This window comes from Devosia sp. A449, assembly GCF_054489375.1.
The window spans coordinates 282354-302915 of record NZ_JBTMWU010000003.1 but is presented as its reverse complement, the minus strand read 5'-3'; the positions used below and the strand labels follow the sequence as shown (position 1 = coordinate 302915).

The following is a 20562-nucleotide window of genomic DNA, read 5'->3' as shown; positions in this document are numbered from 1 at the left end:
GAGTAAAATGGCAAGCAGTGACGCACCGATCGACATCGGTCATGTGGCGCTCGTGGTGCGCGACCTCGATGCGGTCGCCACCTATTATCGCGACGTGCTCGGCCTAGAGCCGCTGTCAGCCGATGGCGAGGTCCGCCGGCTGGGTGTTGGCAGTCAGACTCTGTTGGAACTGCGGCAGGACAAGGCGGCGCGCTTGCGCGACCCGCGCGCTGCCGGCCTGTTCCACACGGCGTTTCTGCTGCCATCGCGTCAGGCGCTCGCCGATTGGCTGGGCCATATCGCCCGCATCCGTGCGCCCGTCCAGGGCGCCTCCGATCATTTGGTTAGCGAGGCGATCTACCTCGCTGATCCGGAAGGCAACGGCATCGAGGTCTATGTCGACCGGCCGCGCAAAGCCTGGCAACATTCGGCCGAAGGCGTGGTGATGAGCACCGAGCACCTCGACCTCAATACCCTGCTTGAGGAGGCCAAAGCCGACTGGCGCGGTGTGCCCGCGGACAGTGTCGTCGGCCATGTCCATCTGCAGGTCGGCAATATTGCCGAGGCCGAGGCGTTTTATACTGGCGTGTTGGGCATGAAGCGCACGTCCCACTATCCCGGCGGCAGTTTCTACGCCTCGGGCGATTACCACCATCACCTGGCCACCAACATCTGGAACAGCCGCGGCGCCAAGCCTCTGGCCGGGGGCGAAACCGGCCTCGCCGAAGTCGTTCTGCGTGCCACCCCGGCCGAACGCGACGCCATTGCCAACCGCGCCGGCCAAAGCGGGGCGACATTCACACTGTCCGATCCCTGGAACATTCCACTCACGATTATCACGAAGGACGAAGACCATGCTGGTTGATGGAAAATGGACTGAAGACTGGCAGCCGGTGCAGGCGAGCGATACCAAGGGCGGCTTCGTGCGGCAGGTTTCCGGCTTTCGCAATTGGGTGACGCCCGATGGCAGCGCCGGCCCAACTGGTACCGGCGGCTTTACCGCTGAACCGAACCGTTATCATCTTTATGTGGCGCTGATCTGCCCCTGGGCCTCACGCACCCTGATCGCGCGCAAGCTCAAGGGGCTGGAGGACGTTATTTCCGTAAGCGTCGTCAACCCGCAACTGAGCGACCAGGGCTGGACCTTTGGTGGCTATCCCGGCACTGGCCCCGACGACATCAACAACGCAACCTATATGCACGAAATCTACACCAAGGCCGATCCGCACTATACCGGCCGCGCCACCGTGCCTGTCCTGTGGGACAAGCAGACCGGCACCATCGTCAACAACGAGAGCGCCGATATCGTGCGCATGCTCAACACCGGTTTCGGCCATCTGGCCAGCGGCCCGGACCTTTACCCCGAAGCCCTACAGGCCGAGATCGACGCGCTCAATGCCGAGATCTATCCGCGCCTTAACAATGGCGTCTACCGCGCTGGATTCGCGACGACGCAACTGGCCTATGAAGAAGCCTTCGATGGCGTTTTTGCGATGCTGGACACGCTCGAGACACGGCTAGAGAATGGCGGACCGTTCCTGCTGGGCGCCGCGCTGACCGAGGCCGACATCCGGCTGTTTGTCACCCTGGTCCGCTTCGACGCCGCCTATCATGGCCTGTTCAAGTGCAATTTGCGGCGCCTGGCGGACTATCCGGCATTGAGCGCCTATCAGGCGACCATGCTGGCAGTGCCGGGTGTGGCCGAGACCGTCAACATCGAGCACATCAAGGCCGGCTATTATTCGATCAAGGCGCTCAACCCCAATGGCATCGTGCCCAAGGGGCCCGATTTGCCGGGCCTTGCTCCGGTTTCGGTGCAAGGACAGAATTGATGGACCGCGGTCTGGTCATTCTCCTGCACGGCGTCGGCAGCAGCGGCGCCAACATGGCAGCACTCGGCCAGGCCATGGCCCCGGCCCTGCCTGGCATCGTGTTCGAAAGTCCGGACGCGCCCCATGGCAATGGCCGGGGCCATGAGTGGTTCAGCGTGGCCGGGGTAACGGCGGGCAATCGGCCCGACCGTGTCGCCGCTGCCCGAGCCGGGTTCGATGCGGTGATTGCCGATTTGATCACGCGACACGGATTTTCCGACGCCCTGCATCGCGTGGCGCTGCTCGGTTTTTCCCAGGGCGCGATCATGGCACTCGACGCGCTGGCCAGCGGTCGCTGGCCGGTGGGCGCCGTGGTCGCCTTTTCGGGGCGGCTGGCCTCGCCCTTGCCTCTGGCGCCATCGACCGGCACACCATTGCTGCTGGTCCATGGCGACGCCGACCCGATCATGCCGCCGAGCGAGAGTGTGCGAGCCGCCGAACAGCTAACGGCAGTCGGGGTGCGGGCCAAGCTCACGATTGAACCGGGGCTGGGCCATCAGGTTTCTCCCACCGGCCTCGCGCAGGCGGCTGCGTTTCTCGATGACGTCTTATCCTGATTGCCCAGCATTCAGCCAGCGGCCTGTCTGAACAGGCCGTGCGGCGGCGCGCTTTTGTGCCGTCCTTGCGCGGCATGGTGGGCTGGCGCCACGCCTTCCGGAGCAATGCGGCGGCCCTTACAAGTGGGGCGGCCCGTGATGGCGGAAGCGGAATTACACCCTCGGGGTGAGCGTGACCGCAACCGTGTTCCTGTCCCACCGCCCCCAGAAGCGGAAAGCACACTCCGTTAGGCGGAGTATAATAGACGAAGGGCGCCCCTCTTCAAATCAGCCGTTGGACAAGTTAATTGCGCCCCCGCGGCCCCATCCATTGACGTATCCAGCGGAAAAACCTCATCACATAGAAGGGCAGTGCATCAGTGCCAACATCGCCAGTAACGCCAGCATCAATAGGAGCGCCGGCAGGAAGGCTCCCGCCAGCTCCCATGCCGATAGAGTGCCGGGAGTCGGGAGCACATAGACCGTCCATCCCGCTATCAAGATGAACGCCACAGCGCAAAAGAGATAGAGAAAAAGGCGCATGGCCTCTGTTTAGAAGAAAAAATGAGCGATCAAAGACATCTCAGATCGCTTTTTCAAAATTGTGTACCGGGTGGGTTTGCACCCAAGATTTTCTGCTGCGAACATGCGGTTCGCTGGCCTATGCAAAGCGCTGTGCCGAGTCATAGCGCCGGCAAGGCAGCGGTAGCGAGCGCCTGCATCTGGGTGCCCTTGAAACCTTTGAGCGTCCCTAAAAACTCTTTCGCCGCGTCGTTGCCATAGGCGCGGTGGCTGATGGCAAAAAGCAGGCCGCCGATCTGGCCGTCGCTGCTCTCGGCGTTGGCATACCGATATGCGTTCCACTCAACGATATACTCTCCGTTCTCATCTTTGGTGGAGACAATAAAGTCGAGAATGACCTCGCCCGTCGCCTCATTCTCGATGAGGTCCATGTTGACCAGCGGATCAGTCTGCTTGCGGTCATTGAGCAGCTCCACCTGGGCGCTGGCCATGGCCAGCGGAGTTAGGTCGGCGGCAAGAAACTCTACCAGGATCATGCTGTCATAGGCTTCGGGCGTCTGGCCAGCGGGCAAATATTCCTGCTTGGTGTATTGCCCGTCGGGTTGGGACGACCAGGCCAGCAGATAGTCTGTATCGCCAAAGGCAATTGGGCCGGGCACGCCGAGATAGTCGGTCACGTCCTGAGCAATCACGGGCATCGCCGCCAGTGACGCAGCGACAACGACAGCAGCAGAGGCTAGGCGAACAAGGCGGGTTTGGCGCGGCATAGGCGGGTCTCCTTGCGAGATCATGATGGCGCGGCTTTTGCGCCTGTAGATGAGACGCTGCGAACGGCGCCCATCTTGGTCACAACGGTTATTTTTCTAGCGGTCAGCGACCGGCGTTGAATCACTTGCCGCCAGGCGCCGCTCGGCCTCGGCCTGATCAGGTGCATCGGCTATGAGGGCGCTGAGTTCCAAGTCTCGGGCATAGGCGCCGTCGACGAGGCGATAGACACGCCAAAACACGCTGTCATCGACCCGGATTTGCGCCCCCAGTAGGTCCAACTGCCCGAGGGATGTTACAAAAGCGCCACGAATATCACTTTGCTCGCCCGGAACCAGCGGCTGGGCATCGACCAATTGCTCGGTATCAGCATCGAGCCGGTAGATCAGCATTTCCGCAGGCGTGACCCGATAGCCCAGTTGGACACCGTCGCCGTCAAAGATCGTCATGGGCGCTGCGTCGGGTTCGATAGGCCGACCCCCTGGGCCCGGCTGGGCGCCCATGCGGATGCCATCCCCACGCAACAGCGCGGGGCCGGGCTCGCTCATCGCTGGCGGTTGAGCGGTGGGCGCTTCGGCGACGGCATGATCTAATGCTGGGCCGCTGGGTGACGTCATCATCAATCCCGGCACCACCGCAAGGGCCATGACAACGCCGAAAACGCCAATGCCGGCGGGCACCAGCCAGCCGGGTGAAACGCGCAGCCAAGCGCGGAGCCTGTCCCACAAGCCCCGCTCCGCCGCAGCACGACGGGTTTGTCGCCGGGCAAACGCCTCGCGGCTTTGCGCGATGACCGCTTGCATGACGACCGGATCGGGCTCCGGGTCGGCGAACTGCGGCAGCAGATCGAAGGGATCGCGTTCGGGCGTGCTCACAGCAGATCCCTCAAGGATTTACGGGCATTGTGGATGTGCCAGGACACGGTCACTTCCTTACACCCCATGATGGCTGCAGCTTCGGCTTGGGACATTTCCTCGCCGAATACCAGCAGCACCGCATCGCGCTGCTTGTCCGGCAACTCGCGCACGATACGCCAGATATCGTTGACCCGTAGTTGATCTTCCTGGTCCGGCTCGCGCTCCTCGCGGGTTATGGCGGCAACCGCATCGACCTGCCTGCCGCGGCGCTGATGGGTACGCTGCAGATCTCGCACCGCATTGAGCGTCACCCGATAAAGCCAGCTGGTGAACTTTGACCGGCCATCGAAACTGGACAGCGCGTCGGCCAGCCGCAGGCAAACCGATTGGGTCACGTCTTCAGCATCGCTCTTGTGCCCAAGCCAGCGGAACGCCGTCTTGTAGATGAAACGATAATGCAGGGCCACAAGGCCTTCAAATGCGGCAATGTCGCCTGCCTTTGCCCGGCGCACCAGACCATCGGCGTCGTCGGGCGGCACACCTATCTGTTCATCAACCAGTCGCACGCCGTCGCCAGCCCCCCATGACCCCGCACTCGTAACGCTAAGCAAGCAGAAAACTTGTGTCTGAAATGTGATGGTGTTGGCCGCCCGCGGCTCAATTGTCGGGCTTGCCATGGGTGTTCTCGTGATCATGGCGACGAGAACGCGGCGGTCCTCACCAAGAACCGGTCGATGATAGTATTCCCAGCTTGCGAGCGGATGGCAACTGCCGTCTCATCGCGCGACCAGGTCAGGTAAGACACGGTGCGGATTGTTGACATTGAAGCTGCCGACGCAGCCGCTGCGGCCCAGCCATCTGTCCAGCCGGCCGCATTCCTTAGAGCCGTCAACGCCGGCCCAGAATCCGCCGGCGAGCATGAGCGCAACAATCGGCAAGAGCGGTATCATCGTTCCTCCTGCATCCAGCAGACCGGGCCACTTTCCGGCAGTGCGCCGGCCTTGTCGCGATCAGACATGGCAAGGCGCGAAGTCATGAGCAAGCTCCCATGATGCGCCCGACCGTCAGCATCGACCCAACGAATGCGCCCTCGACCAGCAGACAGTCAAAATCGTCCCAGGCGCGCCGAATGCGGCGCGCGTCATTGTCGCTGGCGTCGAGAGTGGGCAATATCTCGCCCCACCAGAGCGGGCGCTGGAAACCACCGCTCGGAACGTCACCGCTGACAATACCGCGCCACGGGCATGGCGGCATGTAGCAGTTGATGCCGGTGCTGCCGACCTTCAACATGCCGTGCTTGATCGCCCCTTCGCCGACCGCATGGTCGGGCGCGTTCAACAGCAGAACTGCGGCAAGGATTGGTATCGCCTTGAATGTCGAGAACATGATGGCGCTCCTTCAGCGGCTTTCGAGGCGGTTAGCCTTGTTCCGATGCCGATAAGACGATTGGTTATGTACCGACCTTGGCCACTTCGGCGAAAAAATGGAAAGACGACCAAGCTTTGTTCGTGCCCTTCCGTCCTATCCTTGAGAGAACTGATCCGAAGGAGACGCCCATGCGCCTAACCGTTATCGCTGCCTCCCTGTTGCTCACCACCAGCGGCCCGGCCTTTGCCCAAAATCTCGACGCGCTAGCCGATGCCCTCGGGCATCTGCCCGAAACTATCCTGACCCAGCCGGTGCCGGAGCAAGCTTATTTCGTCGACATCTGGGCGCTGCGCGGGCTGGCAGGCAGTGAGTTGGGCGCAAAGAGTTTGTTGCGCACCCAGCTCGGCGCCGCGCTGCGCCCCATCGAGGCGCTCCACATGGGCGGGGTGGACCCTTGGGAAGAAAAATCCGGCATCGCCTTTGATCAACTCCATTATGTTGCAGGCTTTGGCCGCACGCCAGAAGTGGTGTCGATCTGGGGGCTAGCTGACGCCGCCGCTACCACTGCTCTGCTTGATGCCTTGACCGCGCGCGATTTCGTCCCGGTGGGCGATGCCGGCATATTGGGCAATGGCGAGCCACTGGCGCCAGACCTGAGGAACCGCAATCCTTCCGACCCATGGCGCGGCACCATGGGCGCGGCCTCGTTCGCGACAGCCGACGGTAATGCCGTTGTCCAATCGATGCACCCCGATGCCTTGCCGACACTGGTCGCGGACCAGCCCAGTGCCGCTGACAATCCCATCGTGGCCACCGCGCTCGCCGGCCTCGACCAGTCCGTTGGGGATGGCTGGATCGTCCAGGCGATGGTGATTTCTCCCGCTTTTGGTCTGACCCTGGTTGATCCGGGGGATTTCCTGTTGCCCCAAAGCGGCAATTTCGATGACGTTCGGACCAGGCTGGAAGCAAGCATGGACGCCAGCCTTGCGGGCATTCCGCCCTATTTCGGTGGCATCATCGCCGACGTACAATTGGACACCCCGGCTGTGGCCCTGTCGCTCACCTATGGCGATTGCGCGACGGCGGATGCAGCCGCACAGCGCATCGAACAGCGCTGGATCGAATCCATGCCCGATATGGCCCAGGGCACAATCACGGCCACGACGGCCGCAGGGGTCGATAGCCTGTGCGCCGCCATTGTCACCATCGTCAGCGATGGCGAAGATCCAAACGTCAACCCCACCTTCAACGCGTTGTTCGATCTCTATATGCGCCGGCAGTTTACCGTGTTGCAGATCGGGCAGGCGTCGTGAGCGGAGGAATATGGCGCCGGGTCGCAGACGCGGCCTGGTCGCCAGGGAAGCTCGCGGCGGCGACTCCGCAGCAACCTGCACGTCCAAGGCGCCAGACAATGGGGGCCACATGTTTGCCGAGCAATCCGAGACCCAAACAGCCATCGCCGCCTCCGTAATTGCCGATATCGCGAAGCCGCGGGACGGTCAGTGGGGCGACCGCCAGTGGCGGCGCATCGTTGTGAACTTCGAGGCGCAATGGTCGGCCGAGGACTTGGTCACCAGCGTGCTGAGCTTTGCCGTGGCTGGCGGCGTGGGCGTAGAGTTGGAAAAGGTCTCGGTCCAGTTGTCTCAGGCAACCGAGGATCTCTTTGCCCGCTTGGCAGCGCAGATGCAGGCGCAGAACGGTGTTTTCTGGACGGTGTGTGATCTGGTGGTGGACTCAAGCGGGCGTTTCACCTTCGATTTTTCTTACGATCCACCCTATCGGCTCTCCGGCAATCTCAATGACAAGCGCTTCGCCGACTACGTTGAGCGCCACCGGACCGAGTTGAATGCGAAATGATGCTCATCGGGCCCCGCGGCCGTCGTGACGGTGGGCGCGTTAAAGGCAGGGCGCGGCCCACCACTAGTGCCGCGCCCATACAATTCATCGCGCGCCGCTGACAAAGCCCGTGTCCGACAGCGCCATCTTCGACAGGTCAATTCCAAGCGCCAGGAAGGCTGCCTGGTAGTGGTCGGCGGCGGCCCGTTGTAGGCTCATGTCGCCCATCTGGCTGATATGAATGCGATTGGCCATGACCAGGACGGTATTGTAGATCAGGCTCTCGGCAACGTGCTGCTTTTCGGCATCGCTCATCATGGCGATAGCGGTGTTTTCCGCCATTGCCATCCGCATGCTGTTCCGCACCGATGCGATAGCCCGATCGCTGAGCGTTTCGACATTGTTGACCAAGGCCCAACTCGCCACCAGATAGCCGGTATAGGCGTCAGCAAGGTTGGCAGGGTCGAGGCCATTGGGCGTCGCTATTTCCTCGCGATAGCCGCGGAGCCAATCCTGGCGCAGTGCGGCATCGATGGCAGCGGCTTGCGACGGATGCGTGTTGATGAGTTCACTGCGAAACTGCTCGCGCACTTGTGCCGAAATACCGCGATCGGTGCCAAACTGCAGCACCTCGGCCGCCGTGCGCGCCTTTGTGGTCACAGCATGTGCACCGGCATTGGCCACGCTCGCCATGGCCTCCTGGGCAATGTAGGCGTTGGTCAAATCGATCGAGTCGTTGAACAGCACCATGCCGAAGTCCTGCGCCTGCACTGGGGTGGCCAAAAGCGCTGCCCCCAAGAGTGCGCCGATCAAATTGTGGCTGCCGATCATTCAGGTTCTCCTCGTTGCCTGCCTATTTGACGTGCCAGCTTCACCAAACCTTGGTGAGTAGATCGCGTTTTCCACGGGCGCGGTTTCAGCCTGCGAAAACGCCGAGTTCTCGCAGCGCATAGGCCATGACTGCGACAAAGATTATCGTGGCGGTCCAGATCACTCTATGGATGGGCTCGCTGACGGGTAGCCTCGCGAGTTTACCCAGCCCCAGCAGCAACAAAAGCCCCTGATACAGCGACACATAGCCCAGCAGTGCCCAGAACCCGAGCGTCCAGCCATGCGCCCCCGCGCCTTCCGTCGCCGACGCGCCAAAAACCCACAGCAGAAATACCAGTCCTGCAGCGCAGGCGATCAGGGCGGGCACACCAATATATAAAGCCGTGCCCAACATCGTGATGCCCCGCGCTTGATCGCGTCCGGGCCGAGCCGGTGGTGGTGATGCTGGGTCGGTGAAGCGCTCACTCATAGCGAAAATTCATGATGGCCTCGAATAAAGCACCTAGTGGTGCCGGTGGGGCGGCATCGCGCGGCCAAGCGATCTGATGCACATGGCCGGCCTGCGTCCGCTTGATGGCGCAAAAATCACCCGCCGGTTCGACCGTGGCCAGGCCATCAAACCCCGCCGCATCGAGCTGCGCATGCCACTGCGCAACAACGCTCCGGCTATGCACAAAATGCAGGGCGTCCTCGGCCGCATTGGGCTGCTGCGTATAGACCAATGTCGCGCCATCCTGACTGGCCGCGACCCCGCCGCGAGTGCCATCGGCGGCCAGGCAGTACACATCCAGCTCGCGGATAGAAGCGTCATTTGCCAGCGCGGCACTGGCGGAACCAAGCAAGGCGCCCGCCAGCAGGCCCCGCGCGGCGGCAATAAACAGAAGCGTCTTCATGGCCGGTTCTCCCAAGCTGTTGATGGTGAGACGCTCGGAGAGAGGCAAAGCTTGGTCGGACCGCTGCGGCAGGCGAGATTTTTCTTTACCGTTTGTGCCAAGCTTTCCAGCATACGCCGCGTCCTATCATCAAAGCCTAGCCAATTCCCCCCCGGCGACGACACAAATGGAGCGCCCTATGCGCGAATTTTCTGTGGTTCTTCCGCTCATGGCGGCTGCTGCCGCGCTGGTCGTTGCGCCGGCTTTCGTTGCCGGAAACACCGCAGTAATACGCTCAACCGTGGTCGGCATCGCCATCACCCCGCTGTCAAAACTACCTCCGGCGCCGAGCATTGCCGATGCATCAGAATTTTGCGCACACCTGGCCATCCCGCCAACCTCCCCGGGCGGGCTGGTAGCGGAACGCGCCGGATGGCGGGTGACCGGCGAACTCGATATCGGCGTGTTGACGGCTGTCAGCTTTGTTGGCGGCTTCGAGCCTGGCACCAGCGGCTCCTGCCAATCGCATGACGGCAATGTCGGCTTCTTTGCTGGCAAGGCCCTGGTCGCTGTGGCCTATGCGGCCCCATCCGCTCCTCTGCCTCTTGGCCGGATCGAACGCTTCGGCAACCACGGCCTGCGCCTCTGGGATGGCGATTACCTGCCCCAGCCCCTCGCCGATATTAGCTTGGGCGCTGATGGCGCCATCACCATCGCGGCCCTGGCGGCGGAGGAAACCTTCTGCGGCGGCGGCGCCATCGTGCCCTATATTTATGGACTGCCGCTTGCCGAGGCGCGCAACAAAATAGGCCAGTTTGGCTGGATGCCGGTTGAACCGTCCCTCGGCGAATGGCCTGACCAACGCAGCGCGGATCTTGCGGCGCTGGGCCTTACGGAGGTGACGGGATGCTCCGGTACCGGATTTGGTTACTGCGGCTTCGAGTATCACTCAGCCCAAGGCCGCTTATCGGTCTCCAGCGTCGGCGAGGCCGAACCGCCTGCCACCCCGACTGTCGCCGGCTACACCGTCACCTGCGCCCCAGGCTGAGTCAAAATCGCCCATGGCCTCGCCCCAAAACCACAGGAAACCCGCCATGCGCCGACTGGTCTATATTGGTGCCGTTCTGCTCGTCACCACCCTTGTCGGAGTGCCCTCTCCTGAGGCGCAAGATACCCCCTTCCCCGCTACGCTTGACGAAACCTATAGCGGCTCCCTGACAGTGGAGGTGTTTCCGGCCCAAGGTGGCGAGCGTGTGCACCGCGACACCGGAACAGTCGAAATGCGGTTCTCGCAGGCCGATGACGGCCAGATCGCCTTCAGCACCTCCGGCATGATCGAGGGCAGCGGCGGCTTCGATCTGGGCGCGACGCTGCAGCCGGGCCCAGATGGGGCGTGGCGTGAATTCAGCACCGAGGGGATGACCCAGATTGACGCAGCAGGACACTTTCTCGCGATTGACGTGGCCAATGGCTTTGAGACGACCCTGACCGGCGAAATATCCGAGCAGGACGGCAGTTTTACGCTGCGCCGCTTTCCAAGCGAAGCGGGTGCGACCTCCGATGACGCAGCCTTCAGCTTGATTTTTTCTATGGAGGTCGCAGTCGCATCGCCTGAACCAGACACCGTTCCAAACGCAGGCGCAGCCGAAGCTGCGACAGGCGAAGACAATGGCTGCAAACGGGTGGAGTGGCGCTTGGTCAATCGATGGAACCCGTTCGGCGGCGCCATGCGCCTCGACCGGGAACCTTACTGCGCACAGTACTGACGACGACTCTCGGCCGACGCGCATGTGATATTGCCCCATTAACTGTGAAACCATAAGTGCTGAGGGTTTCGATCCTCGGCCTGCAAGGCAACACCTCTCCTCTCCCCTTCCCGATCGACGGCGATTAGATCACAGACTCGCCATAGTTCGTCGCGGCGGGGTGAGCGTCCGTGTTCAAGTGGCTCCATTGTGCTGCGGATCACACTGAGCGCGACCGATCAGGACACAACATCATCGAAGCGGCCAAAACGGCGGGCGTCGGACGGATCGTCTATACCAGGCCTCTGCATGCCGACACCTCTGCGCTCGACCTGGCGGAAGAGCACCGGCAAACGGAAGCCGAATTGAAGGCCTCGGGCATCACGTTCACCATTCTGCGCAACGGCTGGTACACCGAGCACTACACCGGATCGATTGGTGGCGCGCTCGCCGGCGGCGCATTCATCGGCAGCGCGGGCAACGGCAGCGCGGGCAACGGCCGGATTTCATCGGCCCCGCGGGCCGACTATGCGGAAGCGGCGGTTGCCATTCTCACCAGTGAAGGTCACAACGGCAAGACCTATGAGCTTGCCAGCGACGACGCCTATACGCTTGCCGATCTCGCAGCCGAAATCTCACGTCAGTCGGGCAAGGCAATCCCGCACAAAAACCTGCCGGCTGACGAGTATGCCACCGTGCTGGCCGGGTTCGGCCTCCCGGAACCAGCAGCAAAGGCAGTTGCCGGCTATGATGTCGCCGCCGTGGACGGTGCGCTGTTCGACGATTCGCGTCAGCTTTCACAGCTGATTGGTCGCCCGACCACCCCGCTCTCGACCGCCGTCGCAGCCGCACTTCTGTAGGTCATTCCGATGATGGTCCGGCCCAAGGCGTGGGCTGGGCTCGCTTCCTAATACTCCAACCAAACATAATCTAGAGAAGGTTTATGTCTGAACTTATTACCGTTGCATTCGATGATCCAGTAAAAGCTGATGCAGTCCTTGGACCGGCCGCAGCCAACGAAGTGTGCAGATAAGCCATTGTCATAATAATCGACTGGACCAGGGCGAGGATTTTTTCATCATCGCATCAACTCTTCACTATGGATGTGAATGGTTATAGTGCGGATCGCTAAGTCCACGCCCGTATTGATCCAGTTCCGAACTGCTGTCGATATTGACGGAACGGCCCGCAAAGTATCCCGTCGTGCCCCCAGTCACCAGACCGACTACTAGAGCGACCCATAGCCAGTGCGCATGTACGGCGTACCGTAAATTAGTTGCGGGCTTGGGAGAGGTTGAAGCATTTCTAATTCTTTTTCGCGACATAGAATTTCCAGTTATTGAATAGCTTTTTCATGGCCCACCAGACTCAGAAAACCCACCCGATCGTGGTGGGTCAGAGCCCTGAGGTCGTTAGAGACGTCGCCGAAGTTACAACCAACACCCACTCCATTTTGAATGCTAGCGTGCGGCGCAACCAATCTTCAAGCGAGGCCGCGCCGCTCAGAGAGTGCACCTCGTGATGTTCCACCAGCAGCGCTGGCACGGAGATCATTACGACCGCAAGGGCGGCCGGAGCCGGCCTTCATGAGCCTTTCAGCCGGCCCCGCAGCTGGTATGTCCCGCACACCTGATCCTGACGCTGGCGATCTCTGGCCCCTTGTTGGCCGCATCAACCAATTCCCGAACGCCTGCGGTATCGGGCCGCTCCAAAGTCTTGCGGGCGCGATGAATGCAATACGTCCTAGCTCCCGGTGGGCATCATCCTCTTAAGCACGCCATCCTTCAGGACATAACGGTGGAACAGTGCAGCGCCAGCATGCGCAATGACGAGATACATTAGCGCCCAGGCCGCAACATCATGCAGCCCGGATACCTGCCGCGATAACTCGCGATTGGCTTCTGCAGCGACAGGGAGCGAGAACAGGCCGAAAAACGAGAAATCCTGCCCCTGTACCACCTCAGCCCGACGCCGAGCACGACTTGCAGCGCGAGGAGAACATACAAGATCCCATGCACCAACTTAGAGGCTAGCTGCATCACCGGAGCGCCGGCGCCAGGAAGACGGCGCGAGGCAAAGACACGCCATGCCAAGCGCCCCACAAGAACAACGGCGAGGGCGATGCCCAAGGACACGTGCAAATCCTCCAGCCAATCAAGATCCCAGTCGCGCGGTGTAGAATTCCAAACCAACGCACTGCCAAATAGGACGAGAACCGGAACCGCTGTGATCCAGTGAAATGCGATCGTGATGACGTCATAGCGATCTTGGGGTGACGGGGAGTTGGGAGAGTTGCCGGTCATGTTACGCCTCTATTCTTTCAGAGGAGAAGAGCATCATCACTGGGAGCGATGCCAACTTAACTCGCCGCAAGGTTCATGAATATTAAGTAAGGCGTGGCGCGGCCGATGCCCACCACAGCGAGGGACCGAAGCGGGCCGTGCTTGCGCTGCCTTGGCGAGAAAATCTCCTGCAATGGGTAGTCCGCAACCCAATGAGCCGAGAGAAACATCCGCAGGATCATCATGCTATCTCTCCATGTGCAAAAGCCCCTGGCTGTTGCGCCAAGGGCTGCTGGGCAGGTGCCTCTAGCAAGGCCCTGTCATCAGAGCCGGCCGAGCGATAGCTGCTGGGTGCTAGCGCAACTGAACTGGCTTGAGTGTGTCCTGATCAAAAAACGCCATCGAGCCGTCGTTCATAAAGGCGCGGACATAGCCGCCCCATTCTTCGACGCGGTCGACGTCAGAACCCCCGTAGGTGATCAGAGTCTTGGCAAAATCAGCGTCAAAGGTACGATCTTCGCTGGCCATGACGGAGGGTGCAAGACCGCCAACAATCAGGGCGGCGGCAAGAGTTGCAGTGAGTTTCTTCATGGCTTCTTTCTCCACATTGGTAACGTGGAATAGATGGGCCACGGGGCGGCTTGACCGCCAGTTACATCCCCGAAATTTTATTAATTAACGCTCATTTGCCGGCCATCTACATGGCGAAAATATGGCGACTACCCTGCCTCTGCCTTGCTCGTCCCAGGGCGATGAGCCTAGTCATTGAGGTGCTCCCTGATGGTCGCCCGCCGCCTGTCTAGAAGGAAACCGGACCTAGGGGACCATTCAGCAGACAAGGCCTCAATCTGGAAGAAGCTCCACTTTTGGCGGAGCTAATGGGTGCTTATTGGCCCCAACTCCGATGAGGTACATTTGTGAGAGTTGCGGCGTCACTTCGGCGAGATCGTGGAATGGCTTAGCTGACGGCGGCATTGGCGGGACCTGTTCCTGACCCATAGCCTCGAGAACGCTTCGTTGCCAACAATCTGGCTGGGCTGGAAGAGCGGGATAGCTTTAAGCAGCTTCGTTTCTTTGGTCCTGATGGCGACGGTTTCGCCCTCACCGAAGTCGATGGCCATCCCCGTGCGCCTTTCGCTGGCGGCCTGTTTCAGCCGATGATGGCTTCAAGGGCGTGGCCATGCGTCTGCGTGACGGCGGCGCCACCGGTGAACTGCTGAAGTATATGGGCTATCGGGAGATCGATCGTCGTGGCGCACTGACGCGATACGGCATCAGCGGCGGCAATGGCGCTGACTACATCGACCTGGAAGTGCTGCCCGTGCGGCCCCGGCTCGGGAAGGCGCAGGCTCGGTGCGCCACGTCGCCTTCGCCGGAAAACCGGGCTGCGCAGCTGGAAGTCCGCACGGCCCTGCTCAACACCGGGTACCACGTCACCCCCGTTCTCGACCGTGACTGCTTCTGGGCTTCCGCCCCCCGGGCGGGGTCCTTTTGAGGTGGCGACCAACGAGCCTGGGTTCGATCGCGACGAGGACACCGCACATCTGGGCGAGGCGCTGAAGATCCCGACCCAACACGACCATCTGCGCTCCCGCATTGAAGAGATTCTGCCCGCTCTTGACTAACGACGGGCGCCGGTGACAACCGGCGCACCACAGACCGGTCGACGCTAACAAATCGTGGCAGCGCTCACCCCAGAGAAGTTACCGGTCTCGAATGCCGTACCCGGTCAGCCTTTCGATAGCCGGCACCTTGGCCTTCGATCTTCACCGCCTGCACACCCGTTCGCTGGAGGATGTCCACGGCGTTGCGCAGCGCCGTGTCGGGATCGGTGGTGGTGCCGAAGGGCAGGTCGGATCATTCAGCCAGAGTGACGTTCAGCGTCGTCTCGTGGCCAAGCACAACATTGCCCAAGCTGTCGCCGACCAGGATCATGTCGATGCCAGACTGATCAAGTAGACCGGCCATGACGCAATCATAGGCCGTCAGCATGGCGATCGGTTCTGCGCAATCCCGGAGCCTTCGGATATCGCGTGTAGTCAATGCTTGGTCGTCGCCTGCACTGACATCTTGGCCATCCAATGATGATGTAGGACTCAAAAGTCCAGGAAGTTAGCCTGTGTTTTGCTCAGTTTGGACCTGTCACTCCGCCTTTCCGAACGGGTGAGCATAGGGCTCTGCATCGAGCCCATGAAACAAGCTAGTGCTGCCAATGACGACATCCTGCGCAACTTCTGCCGTGGCTCGGCGAAGCCGGCGCAGGGTCCGGGTCCGCAAGCCTGCCGTCAGTGCCTCGACCTGTTCCCGCAAAAGAAGGCAGCGAAGATGGGCTATCCGCCACTGCGAAGGGTCCTGCACCGCCGCATGATGGCAGATGGCCACCATGGACACGAGATGCTCGATCTGCAGGCCGAGCCTCTGCAGCGCCAGCTGCGCACTGGCCAGTTCAAGCTGGAAGGACAGCGTCAGTCGAAGGTAGCGCCAGCGTACCTTGCGAAGCTCAGCTTCCGCATATCGGGCATGGCCACGCAGTTCCTTTGGAAGGGTGCTGTGCCCCTTCGAGGATAGCATCTTTTTGAGGTCGTCCGCAGCATTCGCTACTATCCAGCCCAGCAGTCGGTAGACCGCCGGTGTCGTCACCACATTCGCCAAGACGCCGACAGAACGCCGCGGCGAACGCACAAGGTCGAGTCCCCCGAGCCGCAGCATGCGCCTGTCCGCCGCCACTGGCCTGCCGTTCTGGTCGATATTGGCCTTTTGCAACGCACCAAGCAGGGGCGCCAAGTAGCGGTCGACAAACGATGCCGTCACGTCGCGCACCATGCCCATGCGGATCATGTCGTTCTCGCCCTCAACGATGCCGAACAAATGCAGATTGGCGCGGGCCTTGTTGACGCGGCTGTTGCGATCAAAGGCGCGCCCGCCCATGACATGCTCGCTGGCCCGCATCGATTCATTGCCCGTGTCGGCCGCAGCCGACTTGGTGATGTCCCGCAGGCCCGCAAGATTGGCACCCGCCGCATCCTGGCTGAGCGCCAGATAGGCCAGCGCCCGCGCCTGCAGGGAGCCGCCAAGCATGCGACCGATCGCGAGCTGTGGCAGCTCATGCTTGATGACCGGACCACCGACGCCCCGGCGCTCCCCGGCATAGTGGCTAGCGTCACGCGCCAGCATCCTCTGATAGCCCGCTGACATCGCCGCCAGCATGCAGCGCCCGAGCCGAAGCGAATAGAACAGAACTTCCACCCCATCGCCCGGAATCCGATTTTCGGCCGGGATGGGGTAGTTGCTGAAATGCAGCCGTGAATTCACATTGGCAGTAAAGGCGTCGACGCCGGAAGGCTCGCACCGGAACTCCCAATCCTTCTCGCCGGCAGCAACATCTTGTTCGGGCAGCTCGGTGATGAACAGCCCCAGTTCCGTACCAGTCTTGCCGATGCGGGCGGCGACGGCAACAAGTCCGCCATGGCAGGCGCTGGTGATCCATAGCTTGTTGCGCGATCCGTCCGCGAACAGGCGATAATTTCCGTTAGCATCGGTCTCGACATAGGCCTGGATTTTCTTGGCATTAACGCCTGTACCGACCTCCGTCAGGGCGAAGGCAATCAACCGGCCCTTGGCTATCTCTGGCAGGAATTTGCCCCGCTGCATGTCCGTGCCAAAACCCAGAAGCGCACCAGCGCCGATCGTGAGCTGACCGGAGATTTCTACGGCGATGGGACCCAGCCCATTGGCGCTGAGTGCCTCCTCGATATGCGCCAGCTGCAAATAGCTCTGCGCCCGCCCGCCGAACTCGGCGGGCACCGTCAGGCCATAGGCGCCTGCGGCCGCTACGGCGGAGCGCAGCTGCGGGGAAATTTTGCCTCGGACGTAAAGGCAACCCCCTCCCCTAATGTCCGGAGCGCCGCGTCCAGTACCGGATGTGGTTTGTCGAGGGAGGCTGCAATTCGTCCGCCCTCCTGAAGCTCCTCGGCCCTTGGTGCCGGCCCATAGATAAGGCGCTCCACGAGGCTTTTACGGGTGGTCGCCAGCTTCCTGTCGGCGGCAAGAGCAGCAGCATCCAGCGCATTGATGTCCACCGCTGACTCGAGGTCGCCGGCAGCCTCAAGCACTGCGGCGGTTGTCGAGCTGGGTGCCTTGTTAGCCTGCATTGTCGATGACTCCTCATAAAACCCAGGACAGGGCTTGCCGTTCATGTTGTTATGCTTCATTACAATATAAATGGCAATCCTGGCGATTGCGGATCAGGGGGACGACGATGGTCGACTTTGCAAGCGTTCGGGCAATCGACTTCCACACTCATGCCGAAGAGCCTTGCGGCTGCCATGCAGACGATGGCTATGACGACCTGCAAAGCACCATGGCCAAGTATTTCCGCGCGCCCTGGACGCACCCGCCGACAATCCCGGAGACCGCTGCCCATTACCGCTCAATGAACATCGCCGCCGTCATTTTCCCCGTCGATGCCGAACGGGAAACCGGCTACCGCCGCTACGAGAACGAGGAAGTCGCCGAGCTCTGCGCGGACCATTCCGACATTCTAATCCCGTTTGCCTCCATTGATCCTCACAAAGGCAAGCTCGGCGCCCGCGAGGCGCGGAACCTGGTCGAAAATTACGGTGTGCAAGGTTTCAAGCTGCACCCGACCATGCAGGGTTTCTTCCCCAATGACCGGTTAGCCTATCCGCTCTACGAGGCGATGGCCGAGACCGGAAAACCGGTGCTCTTTCATACCGGGCAGACCGGCGTCGGCTCGGGAATGCGTGGCGGCAACGGCATGCGGCTAAAATATTCCAACCCCATGTATATCGACGATGTAGCGGCAGATTTCCCTGACATGCCCATCATCCTCGCCCACCCATCCTTTCCCTGGCAGGACGAGGCTTTGGCGGTCGCGACCCATAAGCCCAACGTCTACATCGACCTGTCCGGTTGGTCCCCTAAATACTTTCCGCCGATCCTGGTGCGCTACGCCAACACGCTGCTCAAGCACAAAGTCTTGTTTGGCTCCGACTGGCCGATGATCGCCCCGGAAAAGTGGCTGGCAGCGTTCGAAACCATCGACATCAAGGACGAGGTTCGCCCGCTGATCCTGAAGCAGAATGCCATGCGACTGCTGGGCGTCTCAGAGCCAGTCGCCCACTCTTAAACGCGGCCGTCAGCGGGGCTCAACCTCGCGACCATGCACTTCGAATACAAGATCGCTGGAGGAAAAGATGAACGCTGAGACATCACTGCGTCCGGTGCGCATGGGCCACGCAACCGTGCGGATCGAGCAGCGCGCGGACGGTACCACGATTGTGAAATCTGATGTCGCGCTGGCCAATTATGCCCGCTCCATTGTGGAGGCCATTGAGCATTGGGCTCACAAAACGCCCGATGCGGTGATGATTGCTGACCGCGGTGAAGATGGCAACTGGCGCCACCAGACCTACCGCCAGGTGCTGGAGTGCTTGCCGCCCCTGGCCCAATCGCTGCTCGATGCGGGGATCTCACTGGAACGCCCTCTCCTGATCCTTTCCGGCAACGAAATCGAGCACCTGCTTCTCGGTCTTGCCGCCATCTGGGTCGGCATTCCCTACGCCCCGATTTCGCCGGCCTATTCCCTCATCTCCACCGATTACGGCAAGCTCAAGCATATCGCTGCGAACCTGACGCCGGGCATGATCTACGCTTCCGACGGCGCTGCATTTGCGCCGGCCATAGCTGCCGTCTTCGGCAACGACATTCCAGTCGTCGTCCGTCGGAATCCGCCAGATGGTCGCTCAGTCACGCTTTTCGATGACATCGCGCGCACGCCTGTCACTCCAGCCGTAGAGGCTGCACATAACAGCGTCACGCCCGACACGATCGCCAAGGTGCTCTACACCTCAGGCTCCACCGGCATGCCCAAGGGCGTCATCACCACCAACCGGATGATGTCCTGCAATCAGGAGATGATCCGAACCGCCCTTGCGTTCTTGCAGGACGAACCGCCTGTCATGCTCGACTGGATGCCCTGGAATCATGTCGCCGGCAGCAGCCACAACACGGGCATCGCCTTCTACAACGGCGGCACGTTCTACGTTGATGACGGCCTGCCGACGCCCAAGGGCATCGGCAAAACCTTGCGCAATCTGCGCGACGTGCAGCCGACGGTCTATTTCTCCGTGCCCAAGGGCTACGAGTTCCTCGTCGCTGCGTTTGCCGATGACGCCGAGGTGCGCGCCAGCTTCTTCTCCAAGCTCAAGCTGATGCAATACGCTGGCGCGAGCCTCTCCCAGCACGTGTTCGAGGGTCTGGATGATGCCGCCCTGGCCGAGCTTGGCCTGAGGGTGTCGATCATCACCGGCTACGGGTCTACCGAGACGGCGCCATTCACCTTCACCACGACCTGGGCAGCGCCTCAGGCCGGGCATATCGGCCTGCCCGCTGCTGGCATGACCATCAAGCTGGTTCCCAATGGCGACAAGACGGAAGTTCGTCTCAAGGGTCCCAATGTCACGCCCGGCTATTGGCGCGATGCAGCAAAGTCGGCGGAAGCCTTCGATGATGAAGGCTTTTACCAGATCGGTGACGCCATCCGGCCCGTCGACCCGAGTGACTACAGCAAGGGCTTCATATTCGACGGGCGTGTCAGCGAAGACTTCAAACTGTCCACGGGCACCTGGGTCAATTTCGCCGCGGTCCGCAAGTCTGTCATCGACGCCTGCGCTCCGTTAATCCGCGATGTCGTATTGACCGGGGCCGACCGAAACCACATTGGCGCGTTGATTGTCCCTGACCTCGAGGCCTGCATGCGACATGCTGGCATTACCGGCGAGATCGGCACCGCAGAATTGCTCGCTACTCCGCAGGTTTCCCAGACCTTCCGCGCCAACCTGGCACGACTGGCGCAGGGGGCCACCGGGAGTTCCAACCATGTCGCGCGCGCCTTGGTCATGACTGAGCCGTTGAGCCAGGATGCTGGGGAAGTGACCGACAAAGGTTCGATCAATCAGCGCGGGATCTTGGCGGGCCGAAAGAGTCTGGTCGACCAACTCTATGTCGAGCCTGCAGCAGATGCAGTGATGCAGATGCCAAGAGCAACTCAACCAGACTGATGCGCCAGACAGGATT

24 protein-coding genes and 2 pseudogenes are annotated in these 20562 nt (G+C 61.3%); 11 read left to right on the top strand and 15 right to left on the bottom strand.

Annotated elements, in window-relative coordinates; translation table 11 throughout:
• The first annotated feature begins 7 nt into the window (after nt 1-7).
• The 3 genes from ACX3OW_RS10735 to ACX3OW_RS10725 are packed head-to-tail and all read left to right on the top strand — an operon-like array spanning nt 8 to nt 2407.
• Nucleotides 8-844, top strand: coding sequence for a VOC family protein (locus ACX3OW_RS10735; RefSeq protein ID WP_459095759.1), 837 nt, complete (start codon nt 8-10; stop codon nt 842-844).
• Nucleotides 834-1811: a glutathione S-transferase family protein gene (locus ACX3OW_RS10730; protein ID WP_459095758.1), complete on the top strand. Its 978-nt coding sequence runs from the start codon at nt 834-836 to the stop codon at nt 1809-1811. The genes ACX3OW_RS10735 and ACX3OW_RS10730 overlap by 11 nt, the downstream gene beginning before the upstream one ends.
• Nucleotides 1811-2407 (top strand): alpha/beta hydrolase, encoded by a 597-nt coding sequence (locus ACX3OW_RS10725; protein ID WP_459095757.1) that lies wholly within the window; start codon nt 1811-1813, stop codon nt 2405-2407. Before ACX3OW_RS10730 ends, ACX3OW_RS10725 begins: the two co-directional genes overlap by 1 nt.
• Before the next feature lie 662 nt (nt 2408-3069).
• Here the strand turns inward: ACX3OW_RS10725 and ACX3OW_RS10720 are convergent.
• From ACX3OW_RS10720 to ACX3OW_RS10700, 5 genes are all read right to left on the bottom strand, one after another.
• Entirely contained in the window at nt 3070-3675 is a 606-nt protein-coding gene (locus ACX3OW_RS10720) for a hypothetical protein (protein ID WP_459095756.1), read from the bottom strand.
• Between the two features lie 96 nt (nt 3676-3771).
• On the bottom strand, nt 3772-4548 hold the full coding sequence (locus tag ACX3OW_RS10715) for a hypothetical protein (RefSeq protein ID WP_459095755.1): 777 nt from the start codon (nt 4546-4548) through the stop codon (nt 3772-3774).
• Complete coding sequence (locus ACX3OW_RS10710) at nt 4545-5207, bottom strand: RNA polymerase sigma factor (RefSeq protein ID WP_459095754.1); 663 nt, start codon at nt 5205-5207, stop codon at nt 4545-4547. The genes ACX3OW_RS10715 and ACX3OW_RS10710 overlap by 4 nt, the downstream gene beginning before the upstream one ends.
• A 99-nt stretch (nt 5208-5306) precedes the next feature.
• Nucleotides 5307-5480 (bottom strand): hypothetical protein, encoded by a 174-nt coding sequence (locus ACX3OW_RS10705; RefSeq protein WP_459095753.1) that lies wholly within the window; start codon nt 5478-5480, stop codon nt 5307-5309.
• 82 nt (nt 5481-5562) lie between these two features.
• The gene (locus tag ACX3OW_RS10700; RefSeq protein ID WP_459095752.1) at nt 5563-5916 is read right to left on the bottom strand and encodes a hypothetical protein; all 354 of its coding nucleotides are present in this window, start codon (nt 5914-5916) and stop codon (nt 5563-5565) included.
• A 170-nt stretch (nt 5917-6086) separates the two neighbouring features.
• Here ACX3OW_RS10700 and ACX3OW_RS10695 point away from each other — a divergent pair, with 170 nt between their 5' ends.
• On the top strand, nt 6087-7211 hold the full coding sequence (locus ACX3OW_RS10695; RefSeq protein WP_459095751.1) for a hypothetical protein: 1125 nt from the start codon (nt 6087-6089) through the stop codon (nt 7209-7211).
• A 109-nt stretch (nt 7212-7320) separates the two neighbouring features.
• Nucleotides 7321-7755 carry a hypothetical protein gene (locus tag ACX3OW_RS10690; protein ID WP_459095750.1) on the top strand — a complete coding sequence of 145 codons (435 nt, stop codon included), beginning with the start codon at nt 7321-7323 and terminating at the stop codon, nt 7753-7755.
• Nucleotides 7756-7839: 84 nt separating this feature from the next.
• Here the strand turns inward: ACX3OW_RS10690 and ACX3OW_RS10685 are convergent, their stop codons facing one another.
• The 3 genes from ACX3OW_RS10685 to ACX3OW_RS10675 all read right to left on the bottom strand — a co-directional run bounded on the left by ACX3OW_RS10685 (nt 7840) and on the right by ACX3OW_RS10675 (nt 9458).
• A complete protein-coding gene (locus ACX3OW_RS10685; protein WP_459095749.1) occupies nt 7840-8565 on the bottom strand; it encodes a DUF6683 family protein in 726 nt (241 codons plus the stop codon).
• 85 nt (nt 8566-8650) lie between these two features.
• Nucleotides 8651-9034 carry a hypothetical protein gene (locus ACX3OW_RS10680; RefSeq protein WP_459095748.1) on the bottom strand — a complete coding sequence of 128 codons (384 nt, stop codon included), beginning with the start codon at nt 9032-9034 and terminating at the stop codon, nt 8651-8653.
• Nucleotides 9027-9458 (bottom strand): hypothetical protein, encoded by a 432-nt coding sequence (locus tag ACX3OW_RS10675; RefSeq protein WP_459095747.1) that lies wholly within the window; start codon nt 9456-9458, stop codon nt 9027-9029. The genes ACX3OW_RS10680 and ACX3OW_RS10675 overlap by 8 nt, the downstream gene beginning before the upstream one ends.
• Between ACX3OW_RS10675 and ACX3OW_RS10670 the strand changes: the two genes are divergently transcribed.
• From ACX3OW_RS10670 to ACX3OW_RS10660, 3 genes are all read left to right on the top strand, one after another.
• On the top strand, nt 9457-10485 hold the full coding sequence (locus ACX3OW_RS10670) for a hypothetical protein (protein ID WP_459095746.1): 1029 nt from the start codon (nt 9457-9459) through the stop codon (nt 10483-10485). The genes ACX3OW_RS10675 and ACX3OW_RS10670 overlap by 2 nt on opposite strands.
• Before the next feature lie 46 nt (nt 10486-10531).
• The gene (locus ACX3OW_RS10665) at nt 10532-11203 is read left to right on the top strand and encodes a hypothetical protein (protein WP_459095745.1); all 672 of its coding nucleotides are present in this window, start codon (nt 10532-10534) and stop codon (nt 11201-11203) included.
• A 170-nt stretch (nt 11204-11373) separates the two neighbouring features.
• Nucleotides 11374-12042, top strand: coding sequence for an NAD(P)H-binding protein (locus ACX3OW_RS10660; protein WP_459095744.1), 669 nt, complete (start codon nt 11374-11376; stop codon nt 12040-12042).
• Nucleotides 12043-12925: 883 nt separating this feature from the next.
• On the opposite strand, the gene ACX3OW_RS10655 is transcribed toward ACX3OW_RS10660, so the two are convergent.
• The 4 genes from ACX3OW_RS10655 to ACX3OW_RS10640 all read right to left on the bottom strand — a co-directional run bounded on the left by ACX3OW_RS10655 (nt 12926) and on the right by ACX3OW_RS10640 (nt 14055).
• Entirely contained in the window at nt 12926-13108 is a 183-nt protein-coding gene (locus tag ACX3OW_RS10655) for a cytochrome b (protein ID WP_459096094.1), read from the bottom strand.
• A complete protein-coding gene (locus ACX3OW_RS10650) occupies nt 13021-13485 on the bottom strand; it encodes a cytochrome b (protein WP_459095743.1) in 465 nt (154 codons plus the stop codon). The genes ACX3OW_RS10655 and ACX3OW_RS10650 overlap by 88 nt, the downstream gene beginning before the upstream one ends.
• A 56-nt stretch (nt 13486-13541) precedes the next feature.
• Nucleotides 13542-13709 (bottom strand): hypothetical protein, encoded by a 168-nt coding sequence (locus tag ACX3OW_RS10645; RefSeq protein ID WP_459095742.1) that lies wholly within the window; start codon nt 13707-13709, stop codon nt 13542-13544.
• A gap of 109 nt (nt 13710-13818) precedes the next feature.
• Complete coding sequence (locus ACX3OW_RS10640; RefSeq protein WP_459095741.1) at nt 13819-14055, bottom strand: hypothetical protein; 237 nt, start codon at nt 14053-14055, stop codon at nt 13819-13821.
• A gap of 416 nt (nt 14056-14471) precedes the next feature.
• Here ACX3OW_RS10640 and ACX3OW_RS10635 point away from each other — a divergent pair.
• A pseudogene (locus tag ACX3OW_RS10635) lies at nt 14472-15089 on the top strand (VOC family protein); the annotation flags it as partial.
• A 64-nt stretch (nt 15090-15153) separates the two neighbouring features.
• On the opposite strand, the pseudogene ACX3OW_RS10630 reads toward ACX3OW_RS10635, so the two are convergent.
• The 3 genes and pseudogenes from ACX3OW_RS10630 to ACX3OW_RS10620 form a co-directional block, all read right to left on the bottom strand.
• Nucleotides 15154-15456, bottom strand: a pseudogene (locus ACX3OW_RS10630) (3-methyl-2-oxobutanoate hydroxymethyltransferase).
• 150 nt (nt 15457-15606) lie between these two features.
• A complete protein-coding gene (locus tag ACX3OW_RS10625) occupies nt 15607-17268 on the bottom strand; it encodes an acyl-CoA dehydrogenase family protein (RefSeq protein WP_459095740.1) in 1662 nt (553 codons plus the stop codon).
• 26 nt (nt 17269-17294) lie between these two features.
• On the bottom strand, nt 17295-17660 hold the full coding sequence (locus ACX3OW_RS10620; protein WP_459095739.1) for a hypothetical protein: 366 nt from the start codon (nt 17658-17660) through the stop codon (nt 17295-17297).
• Nucleotides 17661-17722: 62 nt separating this feature from the next.
• Between ACX3OW_RS10620 and ACX3OW_RS10615 the strand changes: the two genes are divergently transcribed.
• Both ACX3OW_RS10615 and ACX3OW_RS10610 read left to right on the top strand, forming a co-directional pair.
• Entirely contained in the window at nt 17723-18613 is an 891-nt protein-coding gene (locus tag ACX3OW_RS10615; RefSeq protein WP_459095738.1) for an amidohydrolase family protein, read from the top strand.
• A 67-nt stretch (nt 18614-18680) separates the two neighbouring features.
• The gene (locus tag ACX3OW_RS10610; protein WP_459095737.1) at nt 18681-20546 is read left to right on the top strand and encodes a feruloyl-CoA synthase; all 1866 of its coding nucleotides are present in this window, start codon (nt 18681-18683) and stop codon (nt 20544-20546) included.
• Nucleotides 20547-20562 lie beyond the last annotated feature (16 nt).